Consider the following 16,384-nt stretch of genomic DNA (forward strand, 5'->3'; position numbering starts at 1 on the left):
TCAGAGTAACGCAAAAGGAAACGAGAAGTGGCCGAAAAGAGAAAAAAAGTCCAGACCCGTAGTTCGACGGGGGTGAACAAAAAAAAAACCCGCCAGCCGGCGGGTTCTTGAGAGACCAGAATAGACTTAGATAGCCCAGCCGCCTGCGTAGAAAACCACCAGCGCGACGGCGATAAGCACGGTACCGATATTCAGTTTACGCCATTCGCCGGATACCACGCGGCCTACGACCAGCGTCGCGAAGCCGATCATAATGCCGGTAACGATGTTACAGGTCAGCACAATCATCACCGCGGTGATCAGACCGGACATGGCGTCAACGAAGTCGTTGAAGTCGATGCGCGCCACGTTGCTCAGCATCAGCAGGCCAACGTACATCAACGCCGGTGCCGTAGCATAGCCCGGAACCAGGTAGGACAGCGGGGACAGGAACAGAATCAGCAGGAACAGAACGCCGACGGTAATGGCCGTCAGGCCCGTTTTACCGCCTGCCGCGGTACCCGCAGCAGATTCGATATACACCGCCGCCGGTGCGGCACCCACGACCGCCGAGAACACGCTGCTCAGGGAGTCGGTAGTCAGCGCTTTACCGCCGTTGATGATCTGACCGTCTTTATCCAGCAGGTTTGCCTGCCCGGCTACCGCGCGGATGGTGCCGGTAGCGTCGAATACCGCCGTCATCACCAGCGCCAGCACGCTTGGCAGAACGACCGGGTTCAGCGCGCCCATGATATCCAGGCTGCCGATCAGCGAGTTGCCGTTGTCATCGCTCAGCGACGGCATAGCGAAGACGCCAGAGAAGTGCACGTTCGGATCGAAAATCAGGCCGACGATAGACACCCCAATAATGGTCAGCAGAATGCCGCCCGGGACCTTGAGTTTTTCCAGCCCGATGATCATCGCCAGCCCCACCAGCGTCATCACCACCGGGAAGCTGTTGAACTGGCCCAGCGCCACCGGCAGGCCGTCCAGTGGGTTTTTCACCACCATGCCCACGCCGTTAGCGGCGATCAGCAGCAGGAACAGGCCGATACCGATGCCCGTGCCGTGCGCAATGCCCTGCGGCAGATTGCGCAAAATCCAGCTACGAATACCGGAAGCTGAGATAATGGTAAACAGCACGCCCATCAGGAACACGGCGCCCAGGGCTACCGGCACGCTGATGTGCTGGCCCAGCACCAGGCTGAAGGCGGTGAAGGCGGTCAGTGAAATGGCGCAGCCAATGGCTAAAGGCAGGTTCGCCCACAGCCCCATCACGATAGAGCCGACACCGGCTACCAGGCAGGTCGCCACAAAGACGGCCGCGGGCGGAAAGCCCGCTTTGCCCAGCATACCCGGCACGACGATCACCGAGTAAACCATCGCCAGGAAGGTCGTCAGACCGGCGACAATCTCCTGACGAACGGAGCTACCACGAGCAGAAATTTTAAACCAGGCGTCTAATGAACCGCCGGTACGCGCTGAAGGCGTAGACATAGAAAACATCCCCTGAGAGTTTTTATCATTCGTGCGTCTGCGTGGTGGAACATCCACTGCCAGCTAAGCGTCATCTCCATGTGCTACATTGCGGCAAAGGGGAGCCACAAAAAAAGCAAACGATTAACTCCGCGCAGACAAAACGAGAATCGGAATACCTCATCTTCGCGGGTGCGATATGAGGTGAGCCTGGTCATTTTCGGCACAAGATGCGGCCGGAAATTCAAGGCAAACGATTATCTGGCTTTTATGCCCTCTTTTTCAACAGAAGTTTGCCCTGGTTTATGAAAATTAACGATTGCCGATGAAGAATTGGCCAACCCATGCGCAAACGTTATCGTTTATGCGCAATCCGGCAACAATTCTGTGGCAAAGATGTCGCTAATCGATAAGCGTTATTCGTCTTCCAGCAAACGTGCGCCGGTACCTTCCTGACCGAGTTTATCGCCCGGGTTACGCAGTGGACAATCGCGCAACGACATACAGCCGCAGCCAATGCAGCCATCGAGCTGGTCGCGCAGGGCCTCCATGGCATGAATACGCTTATCCAGCTCTTCCCGCCATTGGGTGGTGAGGTGCTTCCAGTCGCGCGGCCCTAACGTGTGGTTTTCCGGCAGCACGCTAAAGGAATCGCCGATGGTCGCCAGCGGAATACCGAGGCGTTGCGCGATTTTAATGATCGCCACATAGCGCAGCACATCGCGCTTATAACGGCGCTGGTTGCCGCTGTTGCGCGTGCTATGAATCAGCCCTTTACTCTCATAAAAATGCAGTGCAGAGACCGCAACCCCAGTTCGTTTCGCTACCTCACCGGGCGTTAGCAGAGATTTTATGCGGGTCGATTTTTTTTCCATAATACGCTTTACCTCAAGTTAACTTGAGGAATTATACTCGCCGACAGACAAAAAATCGACGCGAAAATAGACAACGGGGAGAGCCTTATGTCACATCGGGATATTATTCATACGCTCATTGAATGGATAGATGAACATATCGATCAACCGCTTAATATCGACATCGTGGCCAGAAAATCCGGCTATTCGAAGTGGTATCTGCAACGGATGTTCCGCACCGTGATGCACCAGACGCTAGGGGAGTATATTCGCCAGCGACGCCTGCTGCTGGCGGCAGAAGCGCTGCGCACCACCCAGCGCCCCATCTTCGATATTGCCATGGATCTGGGCTATGTCTCACAGCAGACGTTCTCTCGGGTATTCCGCCGTGAGTTCGACCGCACGCCGACGGATTATCGCCACCATATCTCCGCATAGTATTGCTCTGCCGCGGCTCACGGGGCCGCGGCGTTGACAAAAATCCTGCGTTTACCTCTGGTGAATAAAACAACAAACGTGATATAGTTCACACATTGAGATGAAACAAAAACACTGTTTCATTCGATTTGTGAATGCCTTTAGATAGCCTGAGCGCCTCGCGCCTCAATCAATAAGTGCTGTCAGGGCAGCTTGTTGTTTATCTCTGAGGATAAGGTCTCATGGTTTCGATTACCGCAGGCGTTGCGTTGTTACGCTGGCCGTTGACCAGCGCGGTACTGATGTTTCTCGCCAGTACGCTGAAAATTCAATTTCGTAAATCTGACTATGCCGGGCTCGCCGTCATCAGCGGTCTGTTAGGGGTAGCCGCCGCCTGCTGGTTTGCGACCGGATTACTGGGCATCACCCTCGTGGATATCGCCACTATCTTCAACAATATTAAAGATGTGATGGTGGAAGTGATGAGCCAGGCGCCGCCGGAATGGCCGGTCGCCCTCTACTGATAATGAAGCCCCGATGCGTCGGGGCTTTTTATTGCCCGAACCTATGAAAAAGCCCTATCCCGGAAAGGGCTTTTGACGCCGCTCAGCTAAAATAGAAAGATCCCCCAGCGGAGCGTCGCCTCATGAACGCCATGCCTTTTTATCGCCTGATTACGGCCAGCTTCAGCGCGCTGCTGCTTATCTGCGCCGTCGCACAGGCGGAGGAAAAAACCGATGCGCTGGAAATTAACATCGACAGCGTTATGCAACCCTGGCGCGGCGACCTGCCGGGCATGCTCGACAGGCGCGTTATTCGGGTCCTCACCACCTACAGTAAGACCTTCTTTTTTATTGATAAAGGTCAGCAGCGCGGCGCCACACACGATATTTTCGCCGAATTTGAAAAAGCGCTGAACGCCCGGCTCGCCAAAGAGAAAAAGCTGCAACAGCGCCATCTCAAGGTGCGTATCATTTTTGTGCCGGTCACTCGCGATAATCTTCTTTCCGCGCTTAACGCCGGCAAGGGCGATATTGCCGCCGCGAACCTGACGATAACCCCCTCGCGCCAGCAGGCGGTCGCCTTCACCGACCCTATCTACAACAATATCCAGGAACTGTTAATCTCCGGCCCCGCCTCCCCCACGGTAAAGAATATTGACGATCTCTCCGGCAAGACGGTCTTTGTCCGCCGATCGTCGAGCTACTATGAGAGCCTGGTCGCGCTTAACGCGCGCTTTGCTTCAGCCTCCCGGCCGCCGGTCATTATCCAGCCCGCGCCCGAAGCGCTGGAAGATGAAGATCTGCTGGAAATGCTGAGTGCCGGGCTGATCCCGCTTATCATCGTCGATCGTCACAAGGCGCTGTTCTGGAAACAGGTTTTCCCTAAAATTCAGGTTCATGAAGATATCGTCCTGCGCGAAAACGGCAGTATTGCCTGGGCTGTGCGCCAGGATGAGCCGCAGCTGTTGGCGGCGCTCAACGGCTTTATCAAAGATAACCGCCAGGGCAGTACGCTGGGAAATACCCTGCTGCTGCGCTATCTGAAGAACGCGAAATACGTTAAAAACGCCGCCGCGGAAAAAGAACGGCGCAAGTTTTTGACGATGGTGGAGATTTTCCGCAAGTACGGCGACCGCTATGACGTTGATTGGCTGCTAATGGCCGCGCAGGGTTACCAGGAGTCACGACTTAATCAGTCGGTGCGCAGTCATGTCGGCGCGATTGGCGTGATGCAGGTGATGCCTGGCACCGGTAAAGCGTTGAAGGTGGGCGACATTAAACAGCTGGACCCGAACATTCATGCCGGGGTGAAGTATATGCGCTGGATGATTGACCACTACTACGGCGACGAGCCGATGACGCAGCTGGATAAGGCGTTGTTTTCTTTTGCCGCGTACAACGCCGGGCCCGCACGCATTGCGCGTTTGCGCCAGGAGACAGCAAAACGCGGTTTTGACCCCAACGTCTGGTTTGGCAACGTGGAAAATCTGGCTGCCGAGAAAATTGGCGCCGAGACGGTGACCTACGTGAGCAATATCTACAAGTACTTCATCGCCTACCGGCTGATTCTGGATGAGATGAACCGGAAGCGGGCGGCGATGGGGAAACCGCCGATTTTGCCCGCGACCGATAAAAACAACGGCTAGCCCCGGTTACAGAATCTGCTTGACCCGCACCCCCTGCAAGCGTCGCAGGGTTATGGTGCTGGCGCCCTGGTAAGCATCCTGAATATGCGCCGAGATCAGCGCTATCGCGCGCGCTTCATCGCGCTGTTCAATGGCTTCCAGCAGCTCAGCATGCTCTCTGTAGGTCTGGGTAATACGGGATTCATATTCAAAATCGAGCCGCCGCATAATGCGAATGCGGTTGGTGATATTGGTCAGAATAGCCGTTAACTCCCGGTTGCCCGCAGCCTCGGTTAGCGCCAGATGGAACTGCTCGTCCAGCGAGGCAATATCATCGCACGCCAGCATCTCCTGCGGCGCAACCCGCCAGATAGCGTTCAGCCCGGCGAGTACCTGCCGATTCACTTTTACTGACGTAGAACTGCATAGACTGCGCACCGAATTCACTTCAATCAGCGCGCGCGTCTCGTACAGATCTTCATAGACATCGAAATCGATGGGGAAGACTTCCCACCCGTTACGTAAACAGCGCCTGACCAGCCCCTCGTTTTGCAGCCGCAGCAGCGCTTCGCGAACCGGCGTGCGGGAACACCCCAGGCGGCGGGCAATGTCCACCTCCGTAAAACGATCGCCGGGCAGCAGGACGAACTGATAAATCTCCTGTCGCAGCTGCAGAAATACGCGATCTGAATGCGCAAGAAGCGGCGTGGGTTCCGATGTCGTGAACGTCATAAAGTGCTCCGCGATTAACTGTGCTGGCGAATAAAGCGTGCACGCCAGGGTTTCAGCACCCACAGTGCCAGCCCTGCGGTGACGAAATCAAGGGTAATTGCACAGCCGAAGACCACATGCCACCCTTGAGTGTGCTGGTACAACAGCGCAGCCAGCGGCCCGCCAAAGATGGAGCCTATCCCCTGCGAAATATACAACCAGCCGTAGTTCGAGGCGGCATTCTCACTGCCGAATGTGTCGGTCAGCGTCGAGGGGAACAGAGAGAAAATTTCGCCCCATCCGAAGAACACCACCCCGGAAAGCAGCACAAACAGCAGCGGGTCCTCGCGACAGGCGAGCCATAGCGTCATCGCAACCCCTTCAAGGGCAAAGGCGATGAACATGGTTTTTTCACGACCGTAGCGGTCAGAAATAAAGCCGAACAGCGGCCGTGTCAGCCCGTTAGTAAAGCGGTCGATGGTCAACGCCAGCGGCAGCGCGGCCATACCGAATACCACGGCTTTGCTGATGCCGAAATCCTCGGCAAAGATGGCCATCTGCGAGGTGACCATGAGCCCGGAGGTGGACATCATCGCCATCATGGCGAACATCAGCCAGAACAGCGGCTGGCGCAGCATTTCACGAGAGGAAAACTGACGCGTTCCCTGCACGATTTTCCGGCTGGCGGGCTGCGCGGTCGAATTGGGCGGCAGGCTCAGCCCCTGACTGGCCAGCAACCCCACGGCGGCGAAGACGATGCCGAACACGGTCATGGTCTGCTCCAGACCGTAGTGACCCAGAGAAATCGAGATCGGGAAGGTGGTTAATATCGCCCCCATGCCGTAACCCGCAGCCACCGCCCCCGCAGCAAAACCACGGTTTTGCGGAAACCACTTCACCATCAGCCCCACCACGCCGATATACACAATCCCGGTGCCCAATCCACCGATGCAGCCGTACACCAGGTACAGCGCCATCAGGCCGTTAATATGAGCGGAGAGCACCCAGCTCATTCCCGCCATCACCGTGCCAATGGAAATCAACAGCCGGGGGCCAAATCGTTCAACCAGCCGCCCCTGAAAGGGGGAAAAAAAGGTCTGTAGAATAATTAACAGCGAAAAGGTCACCTGCAGCTCCGGCAGGCCTACGCCCAGCTTTTCCGTCAGCGGTTTGGTCAGCAGCGTCCACACATACTGCGGACTGGAGATAGAGGCCATACAGATAAGACCCAGCACCAGCTGCGCCCATTTGCCCAATTTTGGTGCCACCAAAGGTTCTCTGAGAACGGTCATTTTACGCTCCAATAGACGAAAAAATGTCGCCAGAAAGCGGGCACGCTTTGCGCGCCGCGTCATTCCAGGAATGTTTCATTTGGAAAAATGCTGGGTTACCAGCGGGCGACGCCACCGTCGCTGCGCGGGTCGCTTCCGCCTTCCAGCATGCCGTTGCGGTGCCGGAGGATTGCCCCGGCATGCCCCATGAGGTCGTCATAAGGGGGGTATATCTCGACGTCATGGCCGTACTGTTTGAGGGTCTCGGTAGTCTCCGCTCTAAGGCGGCTTTCAATCTTAAGCGTGTCGTTGCTCTCACCCCAGGTGCGCCCTAATAACCAGCGCGGCGCGGCGACCGCCGCCTGAGGCGTCATGTTCTGATGGAGGATGCGGTCAAAGATGGCTGCCAGCGTCTGCGGCTGGCCGTCGCCGCCCATGCTGCCGTAGACCAGCGCGTCGCCATTGCTCAGCCTCGCCAACCCTGGGTTAAGGGTATGGAACGGCAGACGACCCGGCTGTAGGGGGTTAGTGGCATTGGGATCCAGCGAAAAACTACTTCCGCGGTTCTGCCAGATGATGCCGCTATCGGCAAGAACCACCGCGCTGCCAAATTCGTGATAGATACTCTGAATAAAGCTGACCGCCGTGCCGGAAGCATCAATAACGCCCATCCAGATGGTATCCGCCGGCCCGCGACCTTTACCCCAGGCCTCCGCCCGGTCGGGAACAATCTGCGCGCTGAGCTGAGCGATGCTGTCTGCCGTCAGCAGCGATTGTGGATCCAGTGTCATGTGGGCCGGATCAGTGATATGGCTATCGCGCAGGCTGAAAGCCAGCTTGGTGGCTTCGACACAGTGGTGGACAAAATCGGCTTCGTCGGCAATAGCCCCCTTGTTACGCTGCTGCTCAATCATGCCCGTAATCAGCAGCGAAACCAGGCCCTGCGACGGCGGTGGAAGGTTATAAACCGTCCCTCTCTCCGTTTCCAGCGCCAGCGGCTTCACCCGTGCGGCACGATAAGCGTCAAGGTCGCTAAAGCGCAGCAGGCTTCCGGCTGCCTCCAGTTCGCTGGCGATCAGGCGGGCGGTCTCACCGTGGTAAAAATCACCCAGCCCATGGGTTGCCAGCCGTTCCAGCGTGTTGGCGAGTGCAGGCTGAAGCAGCAATTCATCTGGGCCGAGCGCCTGCCCTTCAGGCGCAAACAGACCGCAAAATCCTGGATACTGGCCCAGCTGTGGCAGCCGTACGGCAATCTGTTGATGCAGCCCTGCGGTAACCGGCACGCCATGACGCGCATAGTGTATGGCGTCCTTTAACAAGCGCGTTAACGGCAGCGGCGCATTTGCCTCATATTCTCTCGCCCACTCCAGCGCACGTTCCCAACCGCCAATCGTGCCCGCAACGGTATTGGCCGCCAACGGTCCGCGCACCGGCACCTGTGCATAACCCGCCTGGCGATAAAAATCGATATTCGCTTTTTCCGCCGCGAAGCCACAGGCCTGAATCGCCACAGGTTCTTCGCCGGGCCGGGAGATTAACCAGAATCCATCACCGCCGATGCCGTTCATATGCGGGTAAACCACAGCAATAGTCGCCGCCGCAGCCACCATTGCTTCAACCGCATTACCGCCATCGCGTAAAACGGCCACCGCGCTTTCCGCAGCCAGCGAGTGCGGCGCAACGGCCATGCCCTGCATACATTTTGCTGATTGGATCTGAGTCATCATCTGCACCTTGCCTACATGTGTGTATACACTGATGTAGGCACAAAACGTGCCAGATATAAATTTATATTAATTTTCATTTAGTTAATCTAATTAAGCCGAAAATAATGAGCGCAATACAGAGCAATTGACGCACCGAAGCGGTGCTGATGTGGGCAGATGGTGCGCAATAAAAAAGCAAAAACCCTGCCGGAGCAGGGTTTTGAACGTCTTAATAAGGGCCGTTGAGCGGCGGCTTATCAGAACGGGATATCGTCATCGAAATCCATCGGCGGTTCGTTAGACGGTGCCGGAGCAGACTGCTGCTGCGGGCGAGACTGCGCGCCGCCGCTGAACTGGTTGCCGCCCTGCGGCTGCTGAGGTTGACCCCAACCGCCCTGCTGCTGGCCGCCGCCCATGTTGCCGCCTGCCGGTGCACCGCCGCCCTGACGGCCGCCGAGCATCTGCATGGTGCCACCCACGTTGACCACGACTTCGGTGGTGTATTTTTCAACGCCGGACTGATCGGTCCATTTACGGGTACGCAGCTGGCCTTCGATATAAACCTGAGAGCCCTTACGCAGGTATTCACCTGCCACTTCCGCCAGCTTGCCAAACAGCACTACACGGTGCCATTCGGTCTGCTCTTTCATTTCCCCGGTCGCTTTATCACGCCAGGATTCGGAAGTAGCCAGCGTAATGTTGGCGACTGCGCCACCATTCGGCATATAGCGTACTTCCGGGTCCTGGCCCAGATTACCGACGAGAATCACCTTGTTGACGCCTCTGCTGGCCATGATTGTCTCTCCTGATACGAGTCTAGTTACTTAATAAGTGTAAACGGGGGATTGTAGCATTACAAAGTGGCGCTTTGATAGCATGTGAGGTCTATTCAGACAAACAAACTGGGTGACGACATTTTTGCATTGCACGCTGGAAGCAGGCACCCAATACTGTATATTCATTCAGGTTAAATTGTGTCATAATTAGCCGTTTCTGCCGTTTGTCCTTCAAACAAACCAGGCAATCCGTGTATCTTCTACCGGGAAAGGTGAATGGATAAGATCGAAGTTCGGGGCGCCCGCACCCATAATCTCAAAAACATCAACCTCGTCATCCCTCGCGACAAACTGATTGTCGTGACCGGGCTTTCGGGTTCTGGCAAATCCTCACTGGCATTCGACACCCTCTACGCCGAGGGACAGCGTCGCTACGTAGAATCGCTTTCTGCCTACGCGCGTCAGTTCCTGTCGTTGATGGAAAAGCCGGACGTCGATCATATTGAAGGCCTGTCGCCGGCGATTTCTATCGAGCAGAAATCGACCTCGCACAACCCGCGTTCAACGGTAGGTACTATCACCGAAATTCACGACTACCTTCGTTTGCTGTACGCACGCGTCGGCGAGCCGCGTTGTCCGGATCACGACGTGCCGCTGGCGGCGCAAACCGTTAGCCAGATGGTCGATAACGTGCTGTCGCAGCCGGAAGGCAAACGCCTGATGCTGCTGGCGCCGATCATCAAAGAGCGTAAGGGCGAGCACACCAAAACGCTGGAAAACCTGGCAAGCCAGGGCTACATCCGCGCGCGTATTGACGGCGAGGTCTGCGACCTGTCCGATCCACCGAAGCTTGAGCTGCAAAAGAAACACACCATTGAAGTGGTCATCGACCGCTTTAAGGTCCGTGACGATCTGGCCCAGCGCCTGGCAGAGTCATTTGAGACCGCGCTGGAGCTTTCCGGCGGCACGGCCGTGGTCGCCGATATGGACAATCCGAAAGCGGAAGAGCTGCTGTTCTCCGCCAACTTCGCCTGCCCGATTTGCGGCTACAGCATGCGCGAGCTTGAGCCGCGCCTGTTCTCGTTCAACAACCCGGCGGGCGCCTGCCCGACCTGTGACGGGCTGGGCGTACAGCAGTATTTCGATCCGGACCGCGTGATTCAGAATCCCGAGCTATCGCTGGCCGGCGGCGCAATCCGCGGCTGGGATCGCCGTAACTTCTATTACTTCCAGATGCTTAAGTCGCTGGCGGACCACTATCAGTTCGACGTAGAAGCGCCGTGGGAAAGCCTGGACGCGGCCGCGCAGAAAGCCATTCTGTACGGGTCTGGCAAAGAGTCGATTGAATTCAAGTACATCAACGATCGCGGTGATACCTCCGTGCGCCGTCATCCGTTCGAAGGCGTGCTGCACAACATGGAGCGTCGCTATAAAGAGACGGAGTCCAGCGCGGTGCGCGAGGAGCTGGCGAAATTCATCAGCAACCGTCCATGCGCCAGCTGCAACGGTACCCGTCTGCGCCGCGAAGCGCGCCACGTGTACGTTGAAAATACCCCGCTACCGACTATCTCAGACATGAGCATCGGTCACGCGATGGACTTCTTCAATAACCTGAAGCTTTCCGGCCAGCGGGCAAAAATCGCTGAAAAAGTTCTGAAAGAGATTGGCGATCGTCTGAAGTTCCTCGTTAACGTCGGCCTGAACTACCTGACGCTCTCCCGCTCGGCGGAAACCCTCTCCGGCGGCGAAGCGCAGCGTATCCGCCTGGCAAGCCAGATCGGCGCCGGGCTGGTTGGCGTGATGTACGTGCTGGATGAGCCGTCTATCGGCCTGCACCAGCGCGATAACGAACGCCTGCTCGGCACCTTGATTCACCTGCGTAACCTCGGCAACACGGTTATCGTCGTCGAACACGACGAAGACGCGATTCGCGCCGCCGACCACGTGATCGATATTGGTCCTGGCGCTGGCGTACACGGCGGCCAGGTGGTAGCGGAAGGCACGCTGGACGACATTATGGCGGTACCGGAGTCGTTAACCGGCCAGTTCATGAGCGGAAAACGCAAAATTGAAGTGCCAAAACAACGTGTACCGGCCGATCCGGAAAAAGTGCTGAAGCTGACCGGCGCATCGGGTAACAACCTGAAGGACGTGACGCTGACGCTGCCGGTAGGCCTGTTTACCTGCATTACCGGCGTGTCCGGTTCAGGGAAATCAACGCTGATTAACGATACTCTGTTCCCGATCGCGCAAACCCAGCTGAACGGTGCCACCATCGCTGAGCCCGCGCCATATCGCGACGTGCAGGGGCTGGAGCACTTCGATAAGGTTATCGATATCGACCAAAGCCCGATCGGTCGTACTCCTCGTTCAAACCCGGCTACCTACACCGGCGTCTTTACGCCAGTGCGTGAGCTGTTTGCGGGCGTGCCGGAATCGCGTTCACGCGGCTATACGCCGGGCCGTTTCAGCTTTAACGTTCGCGGCGGGCGCTGCGAAGCCTGTCAGGGCGATGGCGTTATCAAAGTTGAAATGCACTTCCTGCCGGATATCTACGTGCCGTGCGACCAGTGCAAAGGTAAACGCTATAACCGTGAAACGCTGGAGATTAAGTACAAAGGCAAGACCATCCACGAAGTGCTGGATATGACCATCGAAGAGGCGCGTGAGTTCTTTGATGCCGTACCGGCGCTGGCGCGTAAGCTGCAAACGCTGATGGACGTCGGCCTGACCTACATTCGTCTTGGCCAGTCGGCGACGACGCTTTCCGGTGGTGAAGCCCAGCGCGTGAAGCTGGCGCGCGAGCTGTCAAAACGCGGCACCGGCCAAACGCTCTATATTCTGGACGAACCGACCACCGGCCTGCACTTTGCCGATATCCAGCAGCTGCTGGAAGTGCTGCATCAGCTGCGCGACCAGGGCAACACCATCGTGGTGATTGAGCACAACCTGGACGTCATCAAAACGGCGGACTGGATTGTCGACCTTGGCCCGGAAGGCGGCAGCGGCGGCGGGGAAATTCTCGTGTCAGGCACGCCGGAGACGGTGGCGAACTGTGAAGCGTCGCATACCGCTCGTTTCCTGAAACCGCTGTTGAAATAGCTAGGAGTACATCTGCTGTCGGAGCGCTTCCGGCAGCAGATCCACCGCCAGCTGGTAGGAGGCGTCCACCAGATAGTAAATCTGCGAGTTCGGCAGCGTACCGTCGAGGTACACGGTGCTCCAGTGCGCTTTATTCAGATGGCGACTTGGGCGCACGTCTTTATGCTGTTCGCGCAGCAGTTCTGCCAGCTCAGGGCTGGTTTTCAACGACACCGCCGGGCGGTCTTCTACATCCTTTACCATCGCAAAAAGTACGTCGGCCACTTTAATCTGTGTCGCCTTCCAATCGCTGTGTACGCTTTGTTCTGCGCCACGTTTCGCCATGCAATACTGCAGCAGTTCCGAACTGGTCATTGTTATACCCCTTAGTCTCGCCAACTGTTCTGAGCAAAAAAACATCATCTAAGTGTGCAACAAGACGCCGAAAGGATAAACCTTTCCGCGCCTGATTTTGACTAAAAAAGCATCATTTATTGATGGGGTGTTCGGAACACATTGTGGGCCGGATAAGCGCTAGTACTCGGAGTTAACGATCACTTCTTCGTTAAACGCACCCGCCTGCGGCAGTGGGCGATAGGTTGAGTTAGAGGCGCGCAGGACGCGGATACCGCGGGCTCCCACTTCACGCGCGGCGGTGATATCGTTATCGGAATCACCGTAGAACACCCTGATATTTTTCTCTTTCAGCCACTGGGTCTTCGTGTTCTGACCGGGATGGTCACCGGCAAAAATAACCGGGTTCATGCTCGCCCCGGGGATCAGGAAATCATCCTGCAGGGTCTTCGACACCGTCTCGGTTTTGGTCTGGCTGCGCCCGGTAATGAAATAGATACTGTCGCCGCGCTTGATGTGCATGGCAATCAGCGAACGGGCGACCTCTTTTGGAATGCTGAACGCATCCCAGCCGTTATTCATTTTTTCCCAGAACTCGGCATTCTTTAAGTAGTCCTGGCTGTCCGGAGAATACGTTTTCTGCCCGCGCCAGAAGCCGGGGCTGGAGAACAGCACGGTATCGTCGATATCAAAGCCGACGGCCATCGGCGGATGGCTCAGCAGACTGTTTTCAATCTGCGCCACGGATACCCAGTGGATTGGCGCCTGTTCAGCCAGTTTCGCCACATCGGTACCGGGGTAAAGCGGAGAAGGTGACGAAGCGTGAGCCGTCACCGTTGAATTCAGTGCAAATAACAAGCAGACGGCACTGAGAGCTTGCGTGATCTTGCGCATGTTTTCCCTTAATTCGTCGAGTCGTTATTGTAATAAAGTGAGTGCTACTTCAAATAAAGCCTCTGGGACCTTACCGTCTGAGGGGGGTGAAAGAAAGGAATTTCTAAGATTAATCCTGAAATAAATAGGGTGATCACATTTTGCTTCTTAAGAATCACTCTGGCTCAGCATAACGTTCCGAACCAGAGTGAGCACTTGCTTACATCACAGCAGCAAAGGCTTTTGCCACGCGCTGGACGTTGCGGCTGTTCAGTCCCGCCACGCACATACGCCCGCTGGCGATCAGGTAAATACCGAACTCATCGCGCAGACGATCGACCTGAGCGGCGCTCAGCCCGGTATAGCTGAACATCCCACGCTGCTTAAGCAGGTAATCGAAATTACCGTTCGGCATCTCTTGTTTCAGCACGTTCACCAACGCCTGGCGCATGTCGAGAATGCGCGTACGCATGCTTTCGACTTCCGCCAACCAGTTTGCCTTCAATTGCTCGTCGCCGAGCACCGCGGCAACCACCTGCGCACCAAAGTTTGGCGGGCTGGAGTAGTTGCGGCGGACGGTAGCTTTTAGCTGGCCCAGCACGCGCAGCGCCGTTTCGCTGTCGTCGCAGATAACCGAGAGGCCGCCAACGCGCTCGCCGTAAAGGGAGAAGATTTTTGAGAACGAGTTGCTGACCAGCGCCGGCAGGCCCGCATCGGCAATTGCGCGAATAGCATACGCGTCGTCGTCCATCCCCGCACCAAAGCCCTGGTAGGCAATATCAAGGAACGGAATCAGGTCGCGCGCCTTCAGCACGTCAACCACGCCGTCCCATTGCGCAGGGGTGAGATCCGCGCCGGTTGGGTTATGGCAGCACGGATGCAGCAGCACGATGCTGCGCGGCGGCAGCGCATTCAGCGCCTCCAGCAGCGCATCGTAGCGTACGCCGTTGGTCTCGTTGTCGAACCACGGATAGGTGCCAACGGTGAAGCCTGCCCCCTCAAAAATAGCGATGTGGTTTTCCCACGTCGGATCGCTGACCCAGACGCCGGAGTCCGGGAAATAGCGTTTGAGGAAGTCTGCGCCAATCTTCAGCGCGCCGGAGCCGCCGAGGGTTTGAATGGTGGCCACGCGCTGTTGCTGAAGAACCGGGTGCTCCGCGCCAAACAGCAGCGGTGCCACGGTGTGACGATAGCTGTTCAGCCCTTCCATCGGCAGGTACAGCGAAGCGCCGTGCGGCTGCGCGTTAAGGTGCGCTTCGGCATCCGCTACCGCCTGTAGCTGCGGAATGATGCCATCTTCGTTGTAATACAAGCCGATGCTGAGGTTAACTTTGTCGCTGCGCGGATCCTCTTTAAAACGTTCCATTAAAGAAAGGATAGGGTCGCCCGCATAGGCGTCAACTTTTTGAAACACGCGATGGTTCTCCAGGTTTACAGAAGGCAGGAAATAACACAATAAACCGGATAGGAAGGAAGGTCGAGCGGTTGATGAAAAGATTGCCGGATGGCGGCGTAAACGCCTTATCCGGCCTACGACCTCTGCGCCATGGAGGCCAAATAAACTCAGCCACCACCCGGCCCACGAGCCATGCGCGATGTAGGCCGGATAAGCGCAAGCGCCATCCGGCACCCTACAGCACTAATCGATATACTTCATCGCCACCCGAGACGTCAGGCGCGTAATAAGTTCGTAAGCACTCACTTTCGTGATTTCGGCAATGCGTTCAACCGGCAGGCCCTCGCCCCACAGCGTCACCGGATCGCCGGCTTTGTCCCGCGCTTGCGGACCTAAATCGACGCAAATCATATCCATGGCGACGCGGCCAACCAGCGGCACTTCGCGGCCGTTGACCAGCACCGGCGTACCGGACGGCGCAGCGCGCGGGTAACCATCGCCGTAGCCCATCGCCACCACGCCAAGACGGGTATCGCGTTCGCTGATCCAGGTACCGCCGTAGCCGACAGGTTCGCCCGCTTTATGCTCGCGTACCGCAATCAGGCTTGAGGTCAGCGACATGACCGGCTGCATACCGAAATCCGGCCCCCAGGGCTTTTGCTCCAGCGGCGATACGCCGTAGAGGATGATGCCCGGGCGCGCCCAGTCAAAGTGCGATTGCGGCCACAGCAAAATGCCGCCGGAGGCCGCGATGGAACGCAGGCCGGGCTTGCCGTCGGTAAAGGCGGTGAAAATCGCGAGCTGCTTTTCGGTCGCGCCGCATTCCGGTTCGTCGGCACGAGCAAAGTGGCTGACGACGTTCACCGGCTGGCGCACGTTTTTGCAGGCGCTCAGGCGCTGGTAGAAGGCCTCGGCGTCTTCCGGGCGTACGCCCAGACGGTGCATGCCGGTGTCGAGCTTCATCCAGACGGCGACCGGTTCGCTCAGTTCGGCGCTTTCCAGCGCCTCAAGCTGTTCCATGTTATGCACGGCGGTATGCAGATGCTGTGCGGCAATCGTCGGCAGGTCGGTCGCGTTAAAGAAGCCTTCCAGCAGCAGAATCGGCTGGGTGATGCCGCCCTCACGCAGGCGCAGCGCCTCTTCCAGGCGGGCAACGCCAAAAGCATCGGCGTCGGGGAGCGTTCGCGCGGTCTCGAGGAGGCCGTGTCCGTAAGCGTTCGCTTTCACCACCGCAACCAGCTTGCTGGCAGGCGCCAGTTCGCGCAGACGTTGCAGGTTGTGTCGCAGAGCGCGGCGGTTAATGACTACAGTAGCCGCTTGCATTTTTATTCCTTGATAAGTATTTGCTTGAGTCACCAGATT

At 57.1% G+C, this 16,384-nt stretch carries 14 protein-coding genes; 4 read left to right on the forward strand and 10 right to left on the reverse strand.

Annotated features, from left to right (window positions below; all coding sequences use genetic code 11):
- Positions 1-126 precede the first annotated feature (126 nt).
- Positions 127-1,476: an NCS2 family permease gene (locus H7R76_RS21910; RefSeq protein ID WP_106928531.1), complete on the reverse strand. Its 1,350-nt coding sequence runs from the start codon at positions 1,474-1,476 to the stop codon at positions 127-129.
- A 395-nt stretch (positions 1,477-1,871) separates the two neighbouring features.
- On the reverse strand, positions 1,872-2,330 hold the full coding sequence (gene soxR / locus H7R76_RS21915; protein ID WP_106928533.1) for a redox-sensitive transcriptional activator SoxR: 459 nt from the start codon (positions 2,328-2,330) through the stop codon (positions 1,872-1,874).
- Between the two features lie 87 nt (positions 2,331-2,417).
- Here soxR and soxS point away from each other — a divergent pair, with 87 nt between their 5' ends.
- The 3 genes from soxS to H7R76_RS21930 all read left to right on the forward strand — a co-directional run bounded on the left by soxS (position 2,418) and on the right by H7R76_RS21930 (position 4,875).
- On the forward strand, positions 2,418-2,747 hold the full coding sequence (soxS, locus tag H7R76_RS21920) for a superoxide response transcriptional regulator SoxS (protein ID WP_106928535.1): 330 nt from the start codon (positions 2,418-2,420) through the stop codon (positions 2,745-2,747).
- 221 nt (positions 2,748-2,968) lie between these two features.
- Positions 2,969-3,250 carry a YjcB family protein gene (locus tag H7R76_RS21925; RefSeq protein ID WP_106928537.1) on the forward strand — a complete coding sequence of 94 codons (282 nt, stop codon included), beginning with the start codon at positions 2,969-2,971 and terminating at the stop codon, positions 3,248-3,250.
- A 131-nt stretch (positions 3,251-3,381) separates the two neighbouring features.
- Positions 3,382-4,875, forward strand: coding sequence for an MltF family protein (locus H7R76_RS21930; protein ID WP_227673992.1), 1,494 nt, complete (start codon positions 3,382-3,384; stop codon positions 4,873-4,875).
- Positions 4,876-4,881: 6 nt separating this feature from the next.
- On the opposite strand, the gene H7R76_RS21935 is transcribed toward H7R76_RS21930, so the two are convergent.
- The 4 genes from H7R76_RS21935 to ssb1 form a co-directional block, all read right to left on the reverse strand.
- Positions 4,882-5,586, reverse strand: coding sequence for a GntR family transcriptional regulator (locus H7R76_RS21935; RefSeq protein ID WP_106928541.1), 705 nt, complete (start codon positions 5,584-5,586; stop codon positions 4,882-4,884).
- A 14-nt stretch (positions 5,587-5,600) separates the two neighbouring features.
- A complete protein-coding gene (gene oxlT, locus H7R76_RS21940; protein ID WP_374956747.1) occupies positions 5,601-6,920 on the reverse strand; it encodes an oxalate/formate MFS antiporter in 1,320 nt (439 codons plus the stop codon).
- A 32-nt stretch (positions 6,921-6,952) separates the two neighbouring features.
- Positions 6,953-8,563 carry a gamma-glutamyltransferase family protein gene (locus H7R76_RS21945; RefSeq protein ID WP_286187622.1) on the reverse strand — a complete coding sequence of 537 codons (1,611 nt, stop codon included), beginning with the start codon at positions 8,561-8,563 and terminating at the stop codon, positions 6,953-6,955.
- A gap of 236 nt (positions 8,564-8,799) precedes the next feature.
- A complete protein-coding gene (gene ssb1, locus H7R76_RS21950) occupies positions 8,800-9,336 on the reverse strand; it encodes a single-stranded DNA-binding protein SSB1 (RefSeq protein WP_064546676.1) in 537 nt (178 codons plus the stop codon).
- A gap of 258 nt (positions 9,337-9,594) precedes the next feature.
- On the opposite strand from ssb1, the gene uvrA reads away from it, so the two are divergent.
- A complete protein-coding gene (uvrA, locus tag H7R76_RS21955) occupies positions 9,595-12,420 on the forward strand; it encodes an excinuclease ABC subunit UvrA (protein ID WP_182929636.1) in 2,826 nt (941 codons plus the stop codon).
- On the opposite strand, the gene H7R76_RS21960 is transcribed toward uvrA, so the two are convergent.
- The 4 genes from H7R76_RS21960 to alr all read right to left on the reverse strand — a co-directional run bounded on the left by H7R76_RS21960 (position 12,421) and on the right by alr (position 16,345).
- A complete protein-coding gene (locus tag H7R76_RS21960; protein ID WP_106928562.1) occupies positions 12,421-12,774 on the reverse strand; it encodes an MmcQ/YjbR family DNA-binding protein in 354 nt (117 codons plus the stop codon).
- A gap of 159 nt (positions 12,775-12,933) precedes the next feature.
- Complete coding sequence (gene aphA, locus H7R76_RS21965; RefSeq protein WP_182966489.1) at positions 12,934-13,647, reverse strand: acid phosphatase AphA; 714 nt, start codon at positions 13,645-13,647, stop codon at positions 12,934-12,936.
- A 199-nt stretch (positions 13,648-13,846) separates the two neighbouring features.
- Positions 13,847-15,040, reverse strand: coding sequence for an aromatic amino acid transaminase (gene tyrB / locus H7R76_RS21970; RefSeq protein WP_106928566.1), 1,194 nt, complete (start codon positions 15,038-15,040; stop codon positions 13,847-13,849).
- Between the two features lie 225 nt (positions 15,041-15,265).
- On the reverse strand, positions 15,266-16,345 hold the full coding sequence (gene alr / locus H7R76_RS21975) for an alanine racemase (protein WP_182929637.1): 1,080 nt from the start codon (positions 16,343-16,345) through the stop codon (positions 15,266-15,268).
- Positions 16,346-16,384: the final 39 nt, after the last annotated feature.

Source organism: Klebsiella sp. WP8-S18-ESBL-06 (genome assembly GCF_014169755.1).
Lineage (GTDB): Bacteria > Pseudomonadota > Gammaproteobacteria > Enterobacterales > Enterobacteriaceae > Kluyvera > Kluyvera ascorbata_B.